This is a genomic window from Caldimonas caldifontis, assembly GCF_002930615.1.
GTDB classification, from domain to species: domain Bacteria; phylum Pseudomonadota; class Gammaproteobacteria; order Burkholderiales; family Burkholderiaceae_C; genus Caldimonas; species Caldimonas caldifontis.
Genome location: NZ_PSNX01000003.1, coordinates 311,357 through 329,436, shown reverse-complemented (window position 1 = coordinate 329,436; position 18,080 = coordinate 311,357). Strand labels below are relative to the sequence as shown.

Annotated in this window: 22 protein-coding genes; 8 read left to right on the top strand and 14 right to left on the bottom strand. The window is 68.8% G+C overall.

Annotated elements, in window-relative coordinates; genetic code table 11:
* Positions 1 to 7 precede the first annotated feature (7 nt).
* Positions 8 to 868 carry an MBL fold metallo-hydrolase gene (locus C1704_RS04875; protein ID WP_104301524.1) on the bottom strand — a complete coding sequence of 287 codons (861 nt, stop codon included), beginning with the start codon at positions 866 to 868 and terminating at the stop codon, positions 8 to 10.
* Positions 869 to 966: 98 nt separating this feature from the next.
* Here C1704_RS04875 and C1704_RS04870 point away from each other — a divergent pair, with 98 nt between their 5' ends.
* Genes C1704_RS04870 through C1704_RS04855 form a run of 4 tightly spaced genes read left to right on the top strand, consistent with a single transcriptional unit; the run spans position 967 to position 3,900 of the window.
* The gene (locus C1704_RS04870; RefSeq protein ID WP_245876376.1) at positions 967 to 1,278 is read left to right on the top strand and encodes an ArsR/SmtB family transcription factor; all 312 of its coding nucleotides are present in this window, start codon (positions 967 to 969) and stop codon (positions 1,276 to 1,278) included.
* 10 nt (positions 1,279 to 1,288) lie between these two features.
* Complete coding sequence (locus tag C1704_RS04865; protein ID WP_146076033.1) at positions 1,289 to 1,720, top strand: YeeE/YedE family protein; 432 nt, start codon at positions 1,289 to 1,291, stop codon at positions 1,718 to 1,720.
* A 22-nt stretch (positions 1,721 to 1,742) separates the two neighbouring features.
* Positions 1,743 to 2,177: a YeeE/YedE family protein gene (locus C1704_RS04860; RefSeq protein WP_104301520.1), complete on the top strand. Its 435-nt coding sequence runs from the start codon at positions 1,743 to 1,745 to the stop codon at positions 2,175 to 2,177.
* A 13-nt stretch (positions 2,178 to 2,190) separates the two neighbouring features.
* Positions 2,191 to 3,900, top strand: a complete 1,710-nt coding sequence (locus tag C1704_RS04855) for a SulP family inorganic anion transporter (RefSeq protein WP_104301518.1) — start codon at positions 2,191 to 2,193, stop codon at positions 3,898 to 3,900.
* Positions 3,901 to 3,903: 3 nt separating this feature from the next.
* On the opposite strand, the gene C1704_RS04850 is transcribed toward C1704_RS04855, so the two are convergent.
* The gene (locus tag C1704_RS04850; protein WP_245876375.1) at positions 3,904 to 4,446 is read right to left on the bottom strand and encodes a VUT family protein; all 543 of its coding nucleotides are present in this window, start codon (positions 4,444 to 4,446) and stop codon (positions 3,904 to 3,906) included.
* Positions 4,447 to 4,600: 154 nt separating this feature from the next.
* Here C1704_RS04850 and C1704_RS04845 point away from each other — a divergent pair, with 154 nt between their 5' ends.
* The 4 genes from C1704_RS04845 (at position 4,601) to C1704_RS04830 (ending at position 8,404) form a co-directional block, all read left to right on the top strand.
* Positions 4,601 to 6,265, top strand: a complete 1,665-nt coding sequence (locus C1704_RS04845) for a GMC family oxidoreductase (protein ID WP_104301516.1) — start codon at positions 4,601 to 4,603, stop codon at positions 6,263 to 6,265.
* 9 nt (positions 6,266 to 6,274) lie between these two features.
* Positions 6,275 to 6,949, top strand: coding sequence for a LysE family transporter (locus C1704_RS04840; protein WP_104301514.1), 675 nt, complete (start codon positions 6,275 to 6,277; stop codon positions 6,947 to 6,949).
* A 121-nt stretch (positions 6,950 to 7,070) separates the two neighbouring features.
* Positions 7,071 to 7,901, top strand: a complete 831-nt coding sequence (locus C1704_RS04835) for a hypothetical protein (RefSeq protein ID WP_104301512.1) — start codon at positions 7,071 to 7,073, stop codon at positions 7,899 to 7,901.
* Positions 7,902 to 8,029: 128 nt separating this feature from the next.
* Positions 8,030 to 8,404, top strand: coding sequence for a hypothetical protein (locus C1704_RS04830; RefSeq protein ID WP_104301510.1), 375 nt, complete (start codon positions 8,030 to 8,032; stop codon positions 8,402 to 8,404).
* Positions 8,405 to 8,425: 21 nt separating this feature from the next.
* On the opposite strand, the gene chrA is transcribed toward C1704_RS04830, so the two are convergent.
* The 12 genes from chrA to C1704_RS04770 form a co-directional block, all read right to left on the bottom strand.
* Positions 8,426 to 9,760, bottom strand: coding sequence for a chromate efflux transporter (gene chrA / locus C1704_RS04825; RefSeq protein WP_104301508.1), 1,335 nt, complete (start codon positions 9,758 to 9,760; stop codon positions 8,426 to 8,428).
* Positions 9,761 to 9,841: 81 nt separating this feature from the next.
* A complete protein-coding gene (locus C1704_RS04820) occupies positions 9,842 to 10,294 on the bottom strand; it encodes a YciI family protein (RefSeq protein ID WP_104301506.1) in 453 nt (150 codons plus the stop codon).
* A 99-nt stretch (positions 10,295 to 10,393) separates the two neighbouring features.
* A complete protein-coding gene (gene arsB, locus C1704_RS04815) occupies positions 10,394 to 11,419 on the bottom strand; it encodes an ACR3 family arsenite efflux transporter (protein ID WP_104301505.1) in 1,026 nt (341 codons plus the stop codon).
* Between the two features lie 8 nt (positions 11,420 to 11,427).
* Positions 11,428 to 11,928 carry an arsenate reductase ArsC gene (locus tag C1704_RS04810; protein ID WP_104301503.1) on the bottom strand — a complete coding sequence of 167 codons (501 nt, stop codon included), beginning with the start codon at positions 11,926 to 11,928 and terminating at the stop codon, positions 11,428 to 11,430.
* Between the two features lie 22 nt (positions 11,929 to 11,950).
* Positions 11,951 to 12,292 (bottom strand): ArsR/SmtB family transcription factor, encoded by a 342-nt coding sequence (locus tag C1704_RS04805; protein WP_104301693.1) that lies wholly within the window; start codon positions 12,290 to 12,292, stop codon positions 11,951 to 11,953.
* Between the two features lie 46 nt (positions 12,293 to 12,338).
* Positions 12,339 to 13,565 (bottom strand): organoarsenical effux MFS transporter ArsJ, encoded by a 1,227-nt coding sequence (gene arsJ / locus C1704_RS04800; protein WP_211286839.1) that lies wholly within the window; start codon positions 13,563 to 13,565, stop codon positions 12,339 to 12,341.
* Between the two features lie 10 nt (positions 13,566 to 13,575).
* Positions 13,576 to 14,634 (bottom strand): ArsJ-associated glyceraldehyde-3-phosphate dehydrogenase, encoded by a 1,059-nt coding sequence (locus C1704_RS04795; protein WP_104301499.1) that lies wholly within the window; start codon positions 14,632 to 14,634, stop codon positions 13,576 to 13,578.
* Positions 14,635 to 14,715: 81 nt separating this feature from the next.
* Positions 14,716 to 15,342 (bottom strand): LysE family translocator, encoded by a 627-nt coding sequence (locus tag C1704_RS04790; RefSeq protein WP_104301497.1) that lies wholly within the window; start codon positions 15,340 to 15,342, stop codon positions 14,716 to 14,718.
* Positions 15,343 to 15,354: 12 nt separating this feature from the next.
* Positions 15,355 to 15,747 carry a VOC family protein gene (locus C1704_RS04785; RefSeq protein WP_104301495.1) on the bottom strand — a complete coding sequence of 131 codons (393 nt, stop codon included), beginning with the start codon at positions 15,745 to 15,747 and terminating at the stop codon, positions 15,355 to 15,357.
* Positions 15,748 to 16,197: 450 nt separating this feature from the next.
* Complete coding sequence (locus C1704_RS04780; RefSeq protein ID WP_104301493.1) at positions 16,198 to 16,947, bottom strand: HNH endonuclease; 750 nt, start codon at positions 16,945 to 16,947, stop codon at positions 16,198 to 16,200.
* 47 nt (positions 16,948 to 16,994) lie between these two features.
* The gene (locus C1704_RS17410; protein ID WP_146076032.1) at positions 16,995 to 17,327 is read right to left on the bottom strand and encodes a hypothetical protein; all 333 of its coding nucleotides are present in this window, start codon (positions 17,325 to 17,327) and stop codon (positions 16,995 to 16,997) included.
* 214 nt (positions 17,328 to 17,541) lie between these two features.
* Entirely contained in the window at positions 17,542 to 18,060 is a 519-nt protein-coding gene (locus tag C1704_RS04770; protein ID WP_104301489.1) for a hypothetical protein, read from the bottom strand.
* Positions 18,061 to 18,080: the final 20 nt, after the last annotated feature.

Genomic DNA, 18,080 nt, shown 5'->3' with positions numbered 1-18,080 from the left:
GCCTGCCTCACAAGGCGTTGACGGGGATCTTCAGGTAGGACACACCGTTCGCCTCGGGTGGCGGCATCTCACCAGCGCGGATGTTCACCTGCACCGAGGGCAGGATGAGGGTGGGCATCTCGAGTGTGGCGTCGCGTTTGGTGCGCATCTCGACGAAGGCCTCCTCGCTCACACCGTCGTGGATGTGGATGTTGTGCGCGCGCTGGTCGGCCACGGTGGATTCCCACGCCGGCTTGCGTCCGTCGGGCGGGTAGTCGTGGCACATGAAAAGCCGTGTGGCCGGCGGCAGGCTCAGCAGCTTGCGCACCGATCGGTACAGCGCATGGGCGTCTCCGCCGGGGAAGTCGCAGCGTGCCGTGCCCACGTCGGGCATGAAGAGGGTGTCGCCCACGAAGACGGCGTCACCCACCTGGTAGGCCATGCACGCCGGCGTGTGGCCGGGCACGGACATCGCCTTCGCCTCCAGCTCACCGATGCGGAAGGTTTCGCCGTCGCTGAGCAGCTGGTCGAACTGGGCACCGTCGGTGCGGAATTCCGGCTCCAGGTGGAAGACTCGCTTGAAGACATCCTGCACCTTGGTGATGGCCGCCCCGATGGCGATGCGCCCGCCCAGCTCGCGGCGCAGGTAGGGGGCGGCCGAGAGGTGGTCGGCATGGGCATGGGTCTCGAGGATCCATTGCACCGTGAGGTTCTGGGCGCGCACGAAGTCGATCAGGCGGTCGGCCGAGGTGGTGCGGGTGCGGCCGGATTTGGGGTCGTAGTCCAGCACGGAGTCGACCACGGCGGCGTGGCCGCCCGGGCGGTCGTATACGACATAGCTGACCGTCCAGGTCGCAGGATCGAAGAAGGCTTGCACATTGGGGTTCATGGACGCACTCCTGAAGGATGTTGCCAATGGCTTCACTATATTGACAAATATTCTGTTTGTCAATATACTATCTTCATCGAAACTATAGAGAGGCCCCCGTGCAGACCGACACCGTTCTCGATCCTGCCCGCGTGCGGGCGGCCGCTGATGCGGCCTGCCGCCTGATGAAAGTGCTGTCCAACCCCGACCGGCTGCTGCTGCTGTGCGAGTTGTCACAGGGCGAGCGGCGCGTGGGGGAACTGGAAACCCTGTGCGACATCGCCCAGCCCACGCTGTCGCAGCAACTTGGCGTGCTGCGCGACGAAGGCCTGGTGGCCACGCGCCGCGAGGGCAAGCACATCCACTACCGCATCGACAGCCCCCAGGCCCTGGCCGTGATGGGGGTGCTGTACGACCAATTCTGCAAGTGAGTCAATCATGATCACCATCGACTGGACCCATTTCACCCCCTGGATGTCGCTGGCCGGCGGCGTGCTGCTGGGCCTGGCCTCGGCCCTGTTCATCCTGCTCAATGGCCGCGTGCTGGGCATCAGCGGCATCGTGGCGGGGCTCATGCGGCCCCGCACGGGCGACACGGGCTGGCGGCTGGCCTTCCTGCTGGGGCTGCTGGCGGCCCCGGCGGTCTATGCGCTGGCCGGCACCCTGCCCGAGGTGCGCATCGACGCCGGTTGGGGCGTGCTGGTGATCGCCGGCCTGCTCGTGGGCCTGGGCACCCGCTACGGCGCCGGCTGCACCAGCGGGCACGGCGTGTGCGGCCTGTCGCGCCTGTCGCCGCGCTCCCTGGTGGCCACGCTTGCCTTCATGGGCACGGGCTTTGCCACGGTGTTCGTGGTTCGCCACCTCTTCGCCTGATGGCTTGGAAAGGATCTTCACCATGCAACGCCTGACTGAATTCGCCGTGGGCCTGCTCTTCGGATTGGGCCTCATCGTCTCGGGCATGACCGACCCGGGCAAGGTGCTGGGCTTTCTCGACCTGTTCGGCGCCTGGGACCCCTCGCTCGCCTTCGTGATGGGCGGGGCCATCCTGGTGGGCCTGGGGGCCTTCACGGTGGCCAAGCGCCGCACCACCAGCTTCCTGGGCGGCGCCATGCATCTGCCGCAGCGGCGCGACATCGATCGTCGCCTCGTGCTGGGCAGCCTCACCTTCGGCGTGGGCTGGGGCCTGGCGGGCTTCTGCCCGGGCCCGGCGCTGGTGTCCCTGGGAGCGCTGCAACCGAAGGCCCTCGTCTTCGTCGTGGCGATGCTGGTGGGCATGGCGATCTACGAAGCCGGCGAACTGATGCGCGAGAAACGCGCCTCGGCCGCCTGATCCACGCTCCGCCATGAACGCCCTGCCCGCCTGGCTGAGAGACTACCGCCGCGAATGGTTCGCGGGTGATCTCACAGCCGGCCTCATCGTCACCGTGATGCTGATCCCGCAGAGCCTGGCCTATGCGCTGCTCGCGGGCCTGCCGCCGCAGGTGGGGCTGTACGCCAGCCTGCTGCCGCTGGTGGCCTATGCGCTGCTGGGCTCCAGCATGACCCTGGCCGTCGGGCCCGTGGCGGTGGCCTCGCTGATGACGGCCAGCGCCCTGCAGCCGCTGGCGACCCCGGGCTCGCCGGAGTACGTGGCGCTGGCCATGCAGCTGGCGCTGCTGTCCGGGGTGATGCTGCTGGCCTTCGGTGCACTGCGCCTGGGCTTCCTCGCACACTTCCTCAGCCACCCGGTCATCAGCGGTTTCATCACCGGCTCGGCCGTGGTGATCGCCGTGGGGCAGCTGCCACACCTGCTGGGCGTGAAGATCCAGGCCCATGGCGTGTGGGAGACGCTCGCCGCGCTGGTGCACGCCTTGCCGCAGACCCAGCCCGTCACCCTCGCCCTGGGGGGAGGCAGCGTGCTCTTTCTGTGGCTCTCGCGGCGCTTCCTGGCCCGGGGCCTCGCCCGCCTGGGGCTGGCGCCGGGCACCTCGGAGCTGCTCACCAAGCTCGCCCCGATGGCAGCCGTGCTGGTCACCACGGCCCTGGTGGCCGGCCTGGGCCTGGCCGAGCGTGCGGGGGTGCGCATCGTGGGCGCCGTGCCCCAGGGCCTGCCCTCGCTGACGGTGCCGCTGCCCAGCCTGGAGACCCTGGGCCCGCTGCTGCTGCCGGCGCTGCTGATTTCGCTGGTGGGTTTTGTCGAAAGCGTGTCGGTGGCGCAGTCGCTGGCGCTCAAGCGGCAGGAGCGCATCCGTCCCAACCGCGAGCTGGTCGGCCTGGGCGCAGCCAACCTGGCCAGTGCGGTGTCGGGCGGCTACCCGGTCACCGGCGGCTTTGCGCGCTCGGTGGTGAACTTCGCGGCCGGCGCCCGCACGCCGCTGGCCGGCGTGATCTCCGCGGCGCTGATGGCGCTCGTGGTGGCGTCCTTCACCGGCCTTTTCCACCACCTGCCGCACGCCGTGCTGGCCGCCACCATCGTCGTGGCGGTCACCTCGCTCATCGACACCCACACGCTGAAGGAGGCCTGGCGCTACGACCGCGGCGACGCCCTGTCGCTGCTGGCCACCGCCGCCGGGGTGATCGCGCTGGGCGTGGAAGCCGGCATCGCCATCGGCGTGGCCTGCTCGCTGGGCGTGCTGGTGTGGCGCAGCAGCCACCCCCACATCGCCGTGGTGGGCCGCGTGCCGGGCACCGAGCATTTCCGCAACGTCGAGCGCCACCGGGTCGAGACGGTGCCGGGGCTGCTGGCCCTGCGCGTGGACGAAAGCCTGTACTTTGGCAATGCCAACGTGATCGAGGATCGCATCGAGGCACGGCTGGCTGCCGACCCCGGCATCCGCCAGGTGCTGCTGGTGTGCCCGGCCGTGAACCTGATCGACACCACCGCCCTGGGGGTGCTCACCGAGCTGCAGCGCAGCCTGGCGCGCCGCGGCATCGCGTTGTCGCTCTCGGAGGTCAAGGGCCCGGTGATGGACCGCCTGCGCGGCACGCCGCTGGGCCAGGCGCTCGAAGGGCAGATCCACCTGAGCACCCACGAGGCCTTCGAGCAGGCCCGGCGCACCCTGGGCGCCGTCTGAGCGTCAGCGTGCCGCCGGCACCCAGGCCTGCAGGTGCGGCAGCATGGCGCGGTAGGGCGCCAGCAGCACCACGGCCATCAGCCACTTCACGGCAAGGTCCCCCGCGCCCAGCGTGACCCAGTCGAACTCGCTGCCGGCAAAGGCGATGTAGAAGAAGATGGCCGTGTCGAGGACCGAAGCGAGCACCGAGCCGATCAGCGGCGCCTTCCACCAGCTCGCCTGGCGCAGGCGGTTGAAGACCGCGATGTCCAGCGCCTGCGCCGCAAGGAAGGCCGCCCCCGAGGCCACCGCGATGCGCCAGGGCGCCAGCCACAGCGACACCGCCACCGCCACGACAAACCCCACCGCCACCACCTTGCGCGCAGCCACCGGGCCCACGGCCCGGTTGGTCAGGTCGGTGACGAGGAAGATCAGCGGATAGGTGAAGGCACCCCAGGTGAGCCAGTCGTTGATGACGAACTGGACCAGCACGTTGGAGAGCACGATCACGGCCGCCATCGACACGATGGGGCGCCAGAGGAAGCGAAGGTCTTGGGTCATGGACATGGCAGGGCGCATTGTCTCGCGCCGCAGCGTTTCAGCAAGAATGTCTGGATTGTTCGTTTCTGTGAACAATGAGGTCAGGAATCCACCCGATCCCCCACCCCCCATGGCGCGGCCGCGGCACTAGACTGGCGCACTGAGGTGGAGGGCGGAGAACATGTCGCAAACGACGAACGGTCTGCAGTTCGACTACGTCATCGTCGGCGCCGGCACGGCCGGCTGCCTGCTGGCCAACCGGCTGAGTGCTGACGCGTCCAAGCGCGTGCTGCTCATCGAGGCCGGAGGCCGGGACAACTACCACTGGATCCACATCCCGGTGGGCTACCTGTACTGCATCGGCAACCCGCGCACCGACTGGCTCTACCAGACCGAGCCCGATGCCGGGCTGAACGGTCGCCGCCTGCGCTACCCGCGCGGCAAGGTGCTGGGCGGCTGCTCCAGCATCAACGGCATGATCTACATGCGCGGTCAGTCGCGCGACTACGACGAATGGGCCCGCCTCACGCGTGACGAGGCCTGGCGCTGGGACGTCTGCCTGCCCTTCTTCAAGCTGCACGAAGACCACTGGCGGCTGGACGACCCCGACCCTGGCAACCCCGGGTTCCGGCAACTGCACGGTCACGGCGGCGAATGGCGCGTGGAAAAGCAGCGCCTGCGCTGGGAGGTGCTCGACGCCTTCGCGCAGGCTGCGCAGCAGGCCGGCATCCCGGCCACCGACGACTTCAACCGCGGCACCAACGAGGGGGTGGGCTACTTCGAGGTGAACCAGCGCAGCGGCTGGCGCTGGAACACCAACAAGGCCTTCCTGCGCCCGGCCATCGACCGCTCCAACCTCACCGTGTGGACGCACGCCCAGGTGAGCCGGCTGCTGCTGCAGCGCGGCGCCGACGGCGCCCTGCGCGCCCAGGGCGTGGAGGTGCACACCCGCACCGGCGTCGAACAGGTGCAGGCCACGCGCGAGGTGCTGCTCACCGCCGGGGCCATCGGCACTCCGCAGTTGCTGCAGCTCTCGGGCATCGGGCCCGGCACGCTGCTGCGTGAGCACGGCATCGAGCTGCGCCACGAGCTACCCGGCGTGGGCGAGAACCTGCAGGACCACCTGCAGATCCGTGCGGTGTTCTCGGTGCAGGGCGTGCCCACGCTGAACACGCTGGCCCGTTCCCCCTGGGGCAAGCTGCGCATCGGGCTGGAATACGCCTTCAAGCGCAGCGGGCCGATGAGCATGGCGCCCTCGCAGCTGGGTGCCTTCACACGCTCATCGCCCGCGCATGCATGGCCCAACGTCGAGTACCACGTGCAACCACTCTCGCTCGATGCCTTCGGCGAGCCGCTGCACCGTTTCGATGCCTTCACGGCCAGCGTGTGCAACCTCAACCCCACCAGCCGCGGGCACGTGCGCATCCGCTCCCAGGACTTCCGCGACGCCCCGCGCATCGCCCCCCACTACCTGTCCACCCCCGAAGACCGCCAGGTGGCGGCCGATTCGCTGCGCCTGACGCGGCGCATCGTGGCCCAGCCGGCGCTGGCGAAGTACCGGCCCCAGGAGGTCAAGCCCGGCGTGCAGTTCCAGAGCGACGAGGACCTCGCCCGCCTGGCCGGCGACATCGCCACCACCATCTTCCACCCGGTGGGCACCTGCCGCATGGGCGCAGCCAACGACCCCGGCGCCGTGGTCGATGCCCGGTTGCGCGTGCGTGGCGTGGCCGGCCTGCGCGTGGTGGATGCGAGCGTGATGCCCACCATCACCAGCGGCAACACCAACTCACCCACGCTGATGATCGCCGAGCGCGCCGCGCAGTGGATCGCCGAAGCCAACCGCTAACATCACCCCATGTTCACGCTCTTTGCCGCCGCCTTCGTGCTGGGCCTCGTCTTCAACGCCGCGCCCGGCGCCGTCTTTGCCGAAACCGTGCGCCAGGGCGTGCGCGGGGGCTTCCGCCCGGCCTTTGCGGTGCAGGTGGGCTCGCTGGTGGGCGATGCCACCTGGGCCGTGCTCGGCCTGGCCGGCGTGGGCGTGCTGCTGCAGGTGGAGGCCTTGCGCTGGCCCGTGGGCCTGGCCGGCGTGGCCTACCTGGCCTGGCTGTCCTGGGATGCCTGGCGCTCGGCCAGCCACGAGTTTCATCTGGACACCGGTGGTTCGTCGCGCACCGATGCGTCGCGCGCACTGCGCTCGGGCGTGACGCTGTCGCTCACCAACCCCCACAACATCGCCTTCTGGGCCGCCCTGGGCAGTGCACTCGGCGCGGTGGGCGTGCAGCAGCCCACCGCGGCCGACTACGGCCTCTTCCTTTCCGGCTTCATGGCCTCGTCGGTGCTGTGGTGCTTCGTGTGCGCAGCCATCGTGGACCGGCTCTTCCGTCGTGCCGGCCCGGGCTGGGCGCGCATCACCTATCGGCTGTGCGCCGCGGCCTTCCTGGCCCTGGCCCTGGCCTCGCTGCGCGACCTGATGGTCGCGCCCGCCGCACCCGCGAGCAACCCGCCCGCGGTCCTGGAACAACGCCGGTGAAACAGGCCGCGTGCGCTATTGCACACGCACAGGTATGCCCCTCCACCCGGGGGCTCGCCAGGCCCGGCGGCGGCGCACTACCATGGCACCGTCCTGGTCCACCGGCTTGCGGAGTGTCTCGATGCTGCCCCGTTCCAACCGCCTTGCGCGTTGCTCGCGCGCCTTGCTGACGGCCCTGGGTCTCGCGCTCACCAGCCTGGGCAGTTCGGCCCAGACCGCCGTGCCGCCCATGGCCGCCGAGCTGTTGCGCATCTACCAGGACGAGGCCTTCCTCGAGCGCATGGCCCAGGTCTCGTTTCCGCGTGCGTCGGCCGAGCAGCGCTCGGTCATCCGCCGGCACTATCGCGCCACGCTGGGAAACCCGGAAGTCACCGTCCGGCTGGCCGGCATGATCGAGGACAGCGCGCTCGCGCGGTTCAGCGAGGAAGAACGCGCCCGCTACTTCGCCGAAGCGGGCCTGGCCCTGATCACCGGGGGCATCGCGCGCCTGGACGATGCGGACATCGAGCGGCTGCTGCGTGCCAGCATCGAACTCATGGGCTGGGTCCCGCCCTCCATCTGCAAGCGCCTCATCGTGAGCGACCTCAGCGCCGAACAGGTGCAGATGATCGAGCGCGCCTGGCTGGGCACCCTGCCGCCCGAGCAGATGGAAGCCCATTTCGCCGTGCAACGCCGTGCGGTGCTGGCCCAGGTGCGCGGCCAGCCGGCGCCGCGGCAACTCACCGACACCCAGGCCCAGTTGCTGGAGAAGGCCCTGGCCGGCGCCACCGAGGCGCGCTGGCAGCGCATGCCCGACCCCGACACCGCCTACCGCGCCTTCGGCAACATCGGTGCCGCCAATGCCCAGGAACTGTGCCAGGCCGGCCGAGAAACCTTGCGAGCCAAGCTCGACCTGCGATCTCCGCTGCGCAGCTGGGCGCTGGTGGAGTTTGCGCAGGAGCTCGCTCGCTGAACACCCCGCCGGGGCGGCGACCCCTGGGCGCCACGCCCGCCCCGGTTCGTGACATATTGCACACTTTAGACTTCTGGTGCACGATCGGGCCACCACGCCCCCATCGATCGCCCAGGAGACAAGGCGGCATGTTCGGCCGGATCGTCATCAACGTCGTGCTGGCGCTCGCCCTGGGCAGTGCGGGAGGCTACCTGCTGGCGCAGGATGTCCTCTTCCTGCCCGCCAAGGCCCCGCCCGCGGCCGGCACCCTCTTTGCAGGCTGGTCGCTGTGGTCGCTCTCACTCTCGTTGTTTGCCCTGGCCGGCTTTGCCATGCTGGCCGCGCGCGACTGGTGGGCCGAACGCACGCACCACGCCCCGCTCACCCCTCGCATCAGCCGATGGCTGCGCTACGGCCTGACCCTGGTGCTGGCCGGCTCGGCCCTGGTGCTGGCCTTTGCGATGGCCGAGGAGTTCCAGGAGCCGGTGATGGAGGACCGCGGCCTGCCGACGCTGGTCACCTGAAGCGCAGGCCGTGCGGTGCGGTCACGCCAGCGTGGCCACCAAGCCGATCAGGGCGCAGCCGCCCAGCAGCGGGATCACGCCCACCTTGAAGCGGAACAGGGCCACGGCCGCGCCGGCGGCGATCAGGGCCGAGACCGCATCGAAACGCCCGCTGAAGCCCTGCGGCCACAGCACGTGGTAGGCGAAGAAAAGCGCGAGGTTGAGGATCACGCCCACCACCGCCGCCGTGATGGCCGACAGCGGCGCGGTGAAGCCCAGCCTGCCGTGCGTGGCCTCCACCACCGGCCCACCCGCGAGGATGAACAGGAAGGACGGCAGGAAGGTGAAGAAGGTCACCACCGTGGCGGCCAGCGCCGCGCCCAGGAAGAGCGCCTCGGGCCCCAGCGCCTGGTGCAGCCAGCCGCCCACGAAGCCGACGAAGGCCACCACCATGATGAGCGGGCCCGGCGTGCTTTCGCCCAGCGCCAGGCCGTCGATCATCTGCGGTCCGCTCAGCCATTGGTGGTGCTCCACCGCGCCCTGGTACACGTAGGGCAGCACGGCATAGGCGCCCCCGAAGGTCAGCAGCGCCGCCTTGGTGAAGAACCAGCCCATCTGCGCCAGCGTGCTGTCCCAGCCCTGCGCGGCCACGAGCACAGCCATCACGCCCCCCCACAGCCCCAGCCCGGCGACCAGCACCTTGAGCAGATGAGCCCGCGAGAAGCGGGCGTGCGGCGGTGTGGGTGTGTGGTCGTCGATCACCGCCGGCCCGTCGCCCTGCTTCGCTTCGCCATGCCCGCCTCCCAGGGCAAACGCGGCCGGCCATTGACGCGCGCCGAACCAGCCCACCAGGGCGGCGGCCATCACGATGGCCGGGAAGGGCACGCCCCCGGCGAAGATGGCCACGAAGGCCGCCGCCGCGATGCCCCACATCCAGCCGTTCTTCAGCGCCCGGGTACCGATGCGATGGGCCGCGTGCAGCACGATGGCTGTCACCGCCGGCTTGATGCCGTAGAACAGGCCGGCCACCACGGGCACGTCGCCGAAGCGCAGGTACACCCAGCTCAGCGCGATGAGGATGACGAGTGAGGGCAGCACAAACAGCGCCCCCGCGACGATGCCACCCCAGGTGCGGTGCATCAGCCAGCCGATGTAGGTGGCCAGCTGCTGCGCCTCGGGGCCGGGCAGCAGCATGCAGTAGTTCAGCGCGTGCAGGAAGCGCTTCTCGCTGATCCAGCGGCGCCGCTCGACCAGCTCGCTGTGCATGATGGCGATCTGGCCGGCCGGCCCGCCGAAGCTGATGAAGCCGAGCTTGAGCCAGAAGCGCAAGGCCTCGAGGAAGGGCACGGAAGCAGGCGGCTGAGTCGAAGGCGTCATCCCTTCATTGTCCGCCGAACCCCGCGACTCGCCAGCGACGCCGGCGCGGCCTCCGCCGCAACGGGCCGGCCACCGGCGTCGTTACTGGCCTGCGGCCGCGGCGCGCGCCGCGGCCTGGCGCTCCATCTCGGCGCGCTGGCGGTCTTCCTGTGCCCGCAGTTCCGGCGTGAGGGCGTCACCGAAGTCTTCGGCCTCGTAAATGGGACGCAGCTCCAGCACGCCCTGGACGCCCGTGGGGTTGGGACAGCGCTTGGCCCACGCGACCGCCTCGTCGAACGACTTCACCTGCCAGATCCAGAACCCCGCGACCAGCTCCTTGGTTTCAGCAAACGGCCCATCCACCACGGTTCGCTCGGTCCCCGAGAAGCGCACCCTCGCCCCCCGGGAAGTGGGGTGCAGGCCTTCGCCCGCCAGCATCACCCCGGCCTTCACCAGCTCGTCGTTGAAACGGCCCATCTCGGCAAACATTTCCTCGCTGGGCATCACACCGGCCTCGGTTTCGGCCGTGGCCTTGACCATCACCATGACTCGCATCGTCGCTCTCCTTGAGTGGGTTGGGATTCAAGCTGCCCTTCCCACGACGAAGCAAGCCGGCGGCGATCGACACGGCCCGCCAGGATTTGTGTCACCCGGTCAATCCGCCAGCGCCGGCTCCAGGGGGCGGCTGCGGTTGACCACCCACACCAGCGAGAGCATCACCGGCACCTCGACCAGCACCCCCACCACCGTGGCCAGGGCGGCACCGGAGTTCAGCCCGAAGAGCGACACGGCCACGGCCACCGCCAGCTCGAAGAAGTTGCTGGTGCCGATCAGGCAGGCCGGTCCGGCGATCGCGTGCGGCAGACGCATGAGGCGGGCGCCGGCCCAGGCCAGCGCAAAGATGCCGTAGGTCTGCAGCACCAGCGGCACCGCGATCATCGCGATCACCAGCGGCTGGGACACCAGCGTGTCGGCCTGGAAGCCGAACAGCAGCACCACCGTGGCCACCAGCCCCGCCACCGACGCGGGCTTGAGCCAGGCCACGAAGTCGCCCACTGCGTGGGGCGAGCGGCGCTGCAGCACGCGGCGTGTGGCCAGGCCGGCCAGCAGCGGCAGCACCACGTACAGCACGGTGGACAGCACCAGCGTTTCCCAGGGCACGGTGAGATCGGTCACGCCCAGCAGCAAGGCGGCGATGGGGGCAAAGGCCACCACCATGATCAGGTCGTTCACCGACACCTGCACCAGCGTGTAGGCGGCATCGCCCTTCACGAGCTGGCTCCAGACGAAGACCATGGCCGTGCACGGCGCCACGCCCAGCAGGATCATCCCGGCGATGTACTCGCTGGCCGATTGCGGATCAACCCAGGGGGCAAAGAGATGCTCGAAGAACAACACACCCAGCGCCGCCATCGTGAAGGGCTTGATGAGCCAGTTCACCACCAGCGTGAGGGCCAGCCCCCCCGGCCGCTGGCCCACCTGACGCACGGCCGACCAGTCGATCTGGATCATCATCGGATAGATCATCACCCAGATGAAGACGGCCACCACCAGATTCACATGCGCGAACTCCAGCGCGGCAATTGCCCGGAAGGCGCCGGGCACGACCAGCCCCAGCCCCACGCCGGCCAGGATGCCCAGCCCCACCCACACGGTGAGGTAGCGTTCGAACAGACCCATGGCGGCGTTCAGCGCTGGCCGATGTCGGTGATCTCGCGCTGGATGGCGAGCCGGTCGAGCGAGGCCAGCGGCAGGGCCAGCATCAGCTCGATGCGGCGCTTCAGGATGGTGGCGGTGTCCCAGTAGGCGCGGGCCTTCTGCTCCTCAGTGCCCTGCACCCGCGAAGGATCGGGCACGCCCCAGTGCGCGGTCATGGGCTGGCCGGGCCACACGGGGCACACCTCGCCGGCGGCCTGGTCGCATACGGTGAACACGAAGTCCATCACCGGTGCACCGGGCTGGGCGAACTCCGACCAGTCCTTGCTGCGGAACCCGTCGGTGGGCACCTGCAGCTTCGCCAGCGTCTGCAGCGCCAGAGGCTGGACGAAGCCCGCCGGATGGCTGCCGGCCGAGTGCGCGCGGAAGCTTCCGCGCGCCAGGCTGTTCAGCAGGCCTTCGGCCATGATCGAGCGCGCCGAGTTGTGAGTGCAGATGAAGAGGACGTTGTAGACCTTGCCGGACGTGTTCATGTTGGACCTTTGCTTGTGGACGTCAACAGGTGGTGCAGCCGCGGCCCTGGGGCGCCGCCACGGGGGTGAGCCCGCAGTCCTCGCCCTGGCAGCAATGCTGGGTGAGGTAGGCGAGCAGCCCGTTCATGCGTGCGATCTCGGGGCGGTAGATGAGGTGGCGCCCGTCACGCTCCTGGCTCACGAGGCCGGCGTGCATGAGCTCCTTCAGGTGGAAGGACAGCGTCGAGGCCGTCACGCCCAGCGTGGCCGCGAGGTCGCCCGGGGTCATGCCCGCAGGGCCGGCGCCCACCAGGGTGCGGAAGATGCGCAGCCGCGCGCCCTGGGCCAGGGCGGCCATGGCCAGCAATGCGGCGGTCTCGTCCACAGTGTCGATGCGGGGGGCAGCAATGGTGACCATGGGGATGCTCCCTTCAGTGCGCCGGCGCCGTCTGGTGGGTGGACGTGGGCAGCGCGAGGGTCACGGCCCAGCAGGCCAGCAGCATCGCAGCCGAGCCCGCCAGCGACCACGACAGCCCGCCCCACTGGTAAAGCAGGCCCGACATCAGCGTGCCGAAGAAGCGGCCCAGCGCATTGGCCGCGTAGTAGAAGCCCACGTCCTCGGCGGCCTTTTCGCTGCCGGCATAGGCCAGCACCAGGTAGGAGTGCACCGAGGAGTTGATGGCAAACGCAAAGCCGAACACCGCGAGGCCGCCCACCACCACCCATTCGAGCTGCGGCACCTCGGCCGCCACGAGCGCGGCCAGCACCAGCGGCACGGCCGCCAGCGCGGCCGACCACCAGCGCGCCGCCGGCACCTCGTGGCTCAGGCCGTCGTCGCTGCGCCGCACGATCTGCGGGGCCAGGGCCTGCACGGCGCCGTAGCCAATGGTCCAGGCCGCGAGGAAGCTGCCCACCATCGTGAAGTTCCAGCCCGAGGCATACAGGAACACCGGCACCCCCACCACGAACCACACATCGCGCGCGCCGAACAAGGCCACGCGTGCCGCGGCCAGCAGGTTGATGCCACGGTTCTTGGCAAACAGCTCGCGCGCCGACTTCGAGGCTTTGCTCTTGCCCATCAGCGGCGGCACGAACGCCACCACGCCCACGAACACCACCGCCAGCAGCGCCGCCATCAGCCACAGCGAGTGCTGGAAACCCAGCGACTGCAGCAGCACACCGCCCAGGAAGAAGCCCACGCCCTTCATCGCGTTCTTGCTGCCGGTGAAGAAGGCCACCCACTTGAAGAGCTGGCCCGAGGCCTCGCCCGCCGTGAGCTTGATGGCCGATTTGCTCGCCGTCTTCGTCAGGTCCTTGGCCACACCGCAGATGCCCTGCGCCATCACCACCCAGGCCACGCTGGCCGCGGCCGTCCAGGTGGGCGACAGCGCCGAGAGCAGCAGGAAGCCCGTGATCTGCGTGGCCAGGCCCACGGCCAGCATGCGCGCAATGCCGAATCGTGTGGCCAGCCAGCCGCCGATGAGGTTGGCCACCACACCGGCCGCTTCATACAGCAGGAAGAGGAAAGCCAGCGTGAAGGGCGAGTAGCCCAGCTGATAGAAGTGCAGCAGCACCAGCATGCGCAAGGCGCCGTCGGTGAGCGTGAAGCCCCAGTACGATGCAGTGACCAGGGCGTAGTTGCGAGTACCGGCATTCATCGGGTGCGCCTCACAGCCCCTGCTCGTGCAGGTGGCAGGCCAGGTCCACCATGCGGCAGGCATAGCCCATCTCGTTGTCGTACCAGGCATAGACCTTCAGCAGCGTGCCGTCGGTCACCATGGTGCTGGGTGCATCCACGATGCTGCTGCGCGTGTCGCGGGCATAGTCGGCGCTCACCAGCGGGCGCTCCTCATAGCCCAGGATGCCCGCCAGCGGGCCGGCCGCCGCGGCCTTGAACAGCGCATTCACTTCCTCAGGGGTGGTGGCGCGCTGCAGCTCGAACACGCAGTCGGTGAGCGAGGCGTTGAGCACCGGGGCGCGCACCGCATGGCCATTGAGCTTGCCTTTCAGTTCGGGGTAGATCAGCGCGATCGCCGTGGCGCTGCCCGTGGTGGTGGGCGCCAGGCTCAGCATCGCGCTGCGGGCGCGGCGCAGGTCCTTGTGGGGCGCGTCCACCACGAGGTTGGTGTTGGTGGGGTCGTGGATGGTGGTGATCTGCCCATGGCGGATGCCCAGGGCCTCGTGCACCACCTTCACCACCGGCGCCAGGCAGTTGGTGGTGCAGCTCGCCGCCGTCACGATGCGGTGCTTCGCCGGGTCATACAGGCCGTGGTTCACGCCCACGACGATGTTCAGCACCTCGCCCACCTTCACCGGGGCCGCCACGATCACGCGCTTGGCGCCCCGGTCGAGGTGGCCTTGCAGTGTCTCGGGCGTGAGGAACTTGCCGGTGCATTCCAGCACCACGTCCACCCCCAGATCGCCCCAGGGCACCTCGCCCGGCGTGGCGTGGGCGCTGAAGCCCAGGCGCCGATCGCCGATGTGCACCGCTGCCTCACCCTCGGCCTCGATGCGCTCGCGCCAGCGGCCCTGCACGCTGTCGAAGGCCAGCAGGTGGGCGGTGGCGGCGGCGCCGCCCTTGATCTCGTTGAGGTGCACCACCTCCAGCCGGTTGCCGGCCCGCGGGTCGTCGGCCGGCCGTTCAGCCGCGCCCAACGCCGCCCGCAAGGCCAGACGCCCGATGCGGCCCATGCCGTTGATGCCCACACGCCAGGAAGAACCGCTCATGGTCTGCAATCCGTCGATGTTTCGATGATTATCGAATCATAAGGGCGGCGTGTGACGGTTCGGTGACAGCTCCCTCCCCGCTCAGCGCGAGACGATCAGCCGCAGCCCCAGCCCCACGAAGACGACGCCGGCGATGCGGTCGAGCCACAGGCCGATGCGCGGCGTCTTCTGCAGCCACTGGCCGATGGTGCCCGAGAACAGCCCCAGCAGCGAAAACAGGAGGGCGGCCTGTGCGGTGAAGACGAGGCCCAGCTGCGCCATCTGCCAGCCCACCTGGCCGTTGGCCGGCACCACGAACTGCGGCAGGAAGGACAGGAAGAACAGCACGACCTTGGGGTTGATGGCGTTGGCAAACACGCCCTTGAAGAAGAGCCTCGCCAGCGATTCCTCCCCCAGGCCGTCACGCGCCACCTGCGCGCCGCCGCGGCTGCGCAGCGCCTGGATGCCCAGCCAGATCAGGTAGAGCCCGCCGCCGATCTTCAGCACCAGGAAGGCCGTGGGCGAGGCCGCAATCACCGCGCTCACGCCGATGACGGCCAGCGCCGTGTGGCTCAGGCAGCCCAGCGCACACCCCAGGCCAAACGCCACCCCGTGGCGCCGCCCCTTGGAGATGCCCATGCCCAGCACCATGAGGTTGTCCGGGCCCGGCGAGGCGGTGATGAGGAGGGCGGCCAGCAGGAAGCCGAAGAACTGTTCGGGGGTGAGCATGTTTGCGCGAGCTTACTTCACCCTGTGCAAGGCGCAGAGCTTGTTGCCGTCCGGGTCCCGCACATAGGCCAGGTGCATGGCGCCCAGCTTGTCTTCGCGCAGGCCCGGCGGGTCTTCGATCGACGTTCCACCGTGCGCAAGCGCCGTGTCGTGGAACTGGCGCACCTGCTCGGGCGACTCGCACTTGAACCCGATGGTCCCACCATTGGCTGCCGTGGCCGGCGCCCCGTCGATCGGCTCGCTCACGCAGAACGTCGCGCCGTTGTGCCGGTAGAACAACCGCGTCTGACCGGTGCGGTTCTGGTTCCGGAAGGGCTCCCCCGCGCCGAGCACACCCAGCACGGCGTCATAGAACTTCTTCGAACGTTCGATGTCGTTGGACCCGACCATCACGTGACTGAACATGGACTGTCTCCTGATCTTTCCTTGAGTGGAGGCCTGCCGCCGGCAGCGGCCATGCTGCCAGCCTGGCGCATTGTGCGGCAGTGCGCGGCTCGATGGCAGCGATGCTGGAACGCCGGGTTTTGATGTCGATGTTCTGTGGCGCAGGGCGCAAAGGAAACGGACAGTGCGTCGGCCGCCCTCAGAGCGTTGCCCTGCCCGCCTGAACCCCGCACGGGCTGCCTCCTCTGTTCACCCCACCACCACTTGCGATGGATCTGATCGACCCTCATGGCCCAACGGGAGCCCTCCCACACCGCGCAACGCCGATCACTCTTCCGGCAGCTTCGCCTGCCGCTTGCATCGTGTGGCGCCTCGGTGATGCAGATTCCATGTCGGCACGGGACACCTTCGATCCCACACCAGATGCCGGATATACGACTGCAGGTGCTTCCCCCCCACAGCCCTCATCGATCAGGTCCTTGCCGTTGCGGGGGAGTCCATATAGGAGGGGTTGGGCGTCTTGCTCGCACGCAGCAGCGCCTTGACCTCTTGAATGGAGCGAGGCGGATTGGTCATGTGAACCACCGCATGGCAGTTTGGGCAAAGTGGTCGAAGGTCTTCAAGTGGGTTGACTTCGTGTTGTTCACCAATGGATGCGAGGGGCTTGGTGTGATGCACATGAATGAAGCCAGCTGCTGACGGCCCATAAACCGTACCGAAGTCGAAGCCGCAGATATAACACTGTGCTCCGAACGCCTCGATACAGCGAGCCCGGGCAATAGGATTCCGTTCGTATGCATCGACCAGTACCTGTTGCACCGCACCCTCTGTTAGAGCTTCTGCCCTACTGAGCTCATTCGGCTGCGTTGTACTAGCCTTGGCGTAGCCCGAGGCGGCCAGACCGGCAACTACTTCTTCCCGGAGTCGCCATACGAAGCCCTGATCGTCTGTTCTCGTGCCAGTAGCGATTACGTGCCACCACTCGAAGGCACCGACTGGAAGACCCTCAGGATGGCCACCTAAGGCTTGATGCACTTTGCGCCCGATGCGACCCATCGCGCTATTCACTTGAACAACGGCTCCGAGACCGAGGGTTGTTCGCAGTTGCCCCGCGCTTGCTGCGTGATGTGGGGCAGCCACAAGTGCTTTCAGAACCTCGCGATCGCCCTGCGAGAGCGTTGCAGCTACTTCTTGAACGGCCTCGAAGAGTTTGGTCAGCATGATGAGACGCTCAACGTTTGAGTTAGGCTTCACCGCGATAGGACATGCTAGGGCGTGCGACTGGCTGTGCCAGCGCCCGCAGGGACAGCCTTGGTTGTGGTGGGCACCGCGGACGTGGCGGTACTGGAGGGCGAAAAGACCTGGAAGTAGAGCGATGCGCCCGCCAGTAACGCGGCAAGAGCTGCAGCAATGAAGTTGAGCCAGAAGCGCTTGCGTTCCGAACGTTCGCGGCGAGCGAACAAGAGTTGCGAAGCGGCGGCATGCGCCGCATAGCCTGGCAATGAGCGTGAGACCTCGGCGACAAGCTGCTCGTCTGACATGGCAGAGAACTCAGCCACACGAGCAGCAATGCGATCTGGGGTTGCGAGATCTTCGGTCACGAACGTGAAGCCTAGACAAGATGGCTTGACTTGAGGCGGCCCGCCTCCGGGACTACCGTGGATTGCGCACCGTGGGTGTGCCGAGCCACAAGGCGCCGCCCGAGGCCGCGCGCGAGGTCGAGGTGCGCCGCCTGGGCACTGTAGCGGGCGGCACGGCCGCTGTCACCAAGGCGCTGCGCCGGCTGGTGAGTGCCGGCCACCGGCTGCACATCGTCTACGAGGCCGGCCCCTGCGGGTTCGTGCTGCAGCGCCACGTCGCCGCGCTCGGCTGGCACTGCGAGGTGGTGGCTCCGTCGTCCATGCCGCCCCGCTGGCGCGGCACCACCGCCGAGCCGAAGAAGAGCGTTGTTGTTGTGTCGGGCTCGGCTGGCTGGGGGCCCACCATGAGCCACGAGCGTGTTCTGCCCGCGGCCAGGATCGCCTGGTGGGGCTCGCGGGCTTCAACGTGCCATGCCGCGAAGCGGCTCACCTGGCCCTGCGCCAGAATCCGGGCCTCGGCGTCGGTGGAGGGGAACCCGGCCAGCCGGCCGAGAAGCCAGCGCTCGAGCTTGAACGGGGGTGTCGTGTAGAAGGCTTCGATGAATTCGGCGAACGACACCGGGCGCGTCACCGTCACCGAGTAGCAATCGGTGTAGGCCTGCGTTTCGGCATAGGCCGCGAGCAGCGCCCCGCGCGGCAGGGTGGCGGCTACGACGCTGGAGGTGCGGCTTGGGGAAACTGCTTGGGGGGCCATGGCCTATTGTGCAAGCCGGT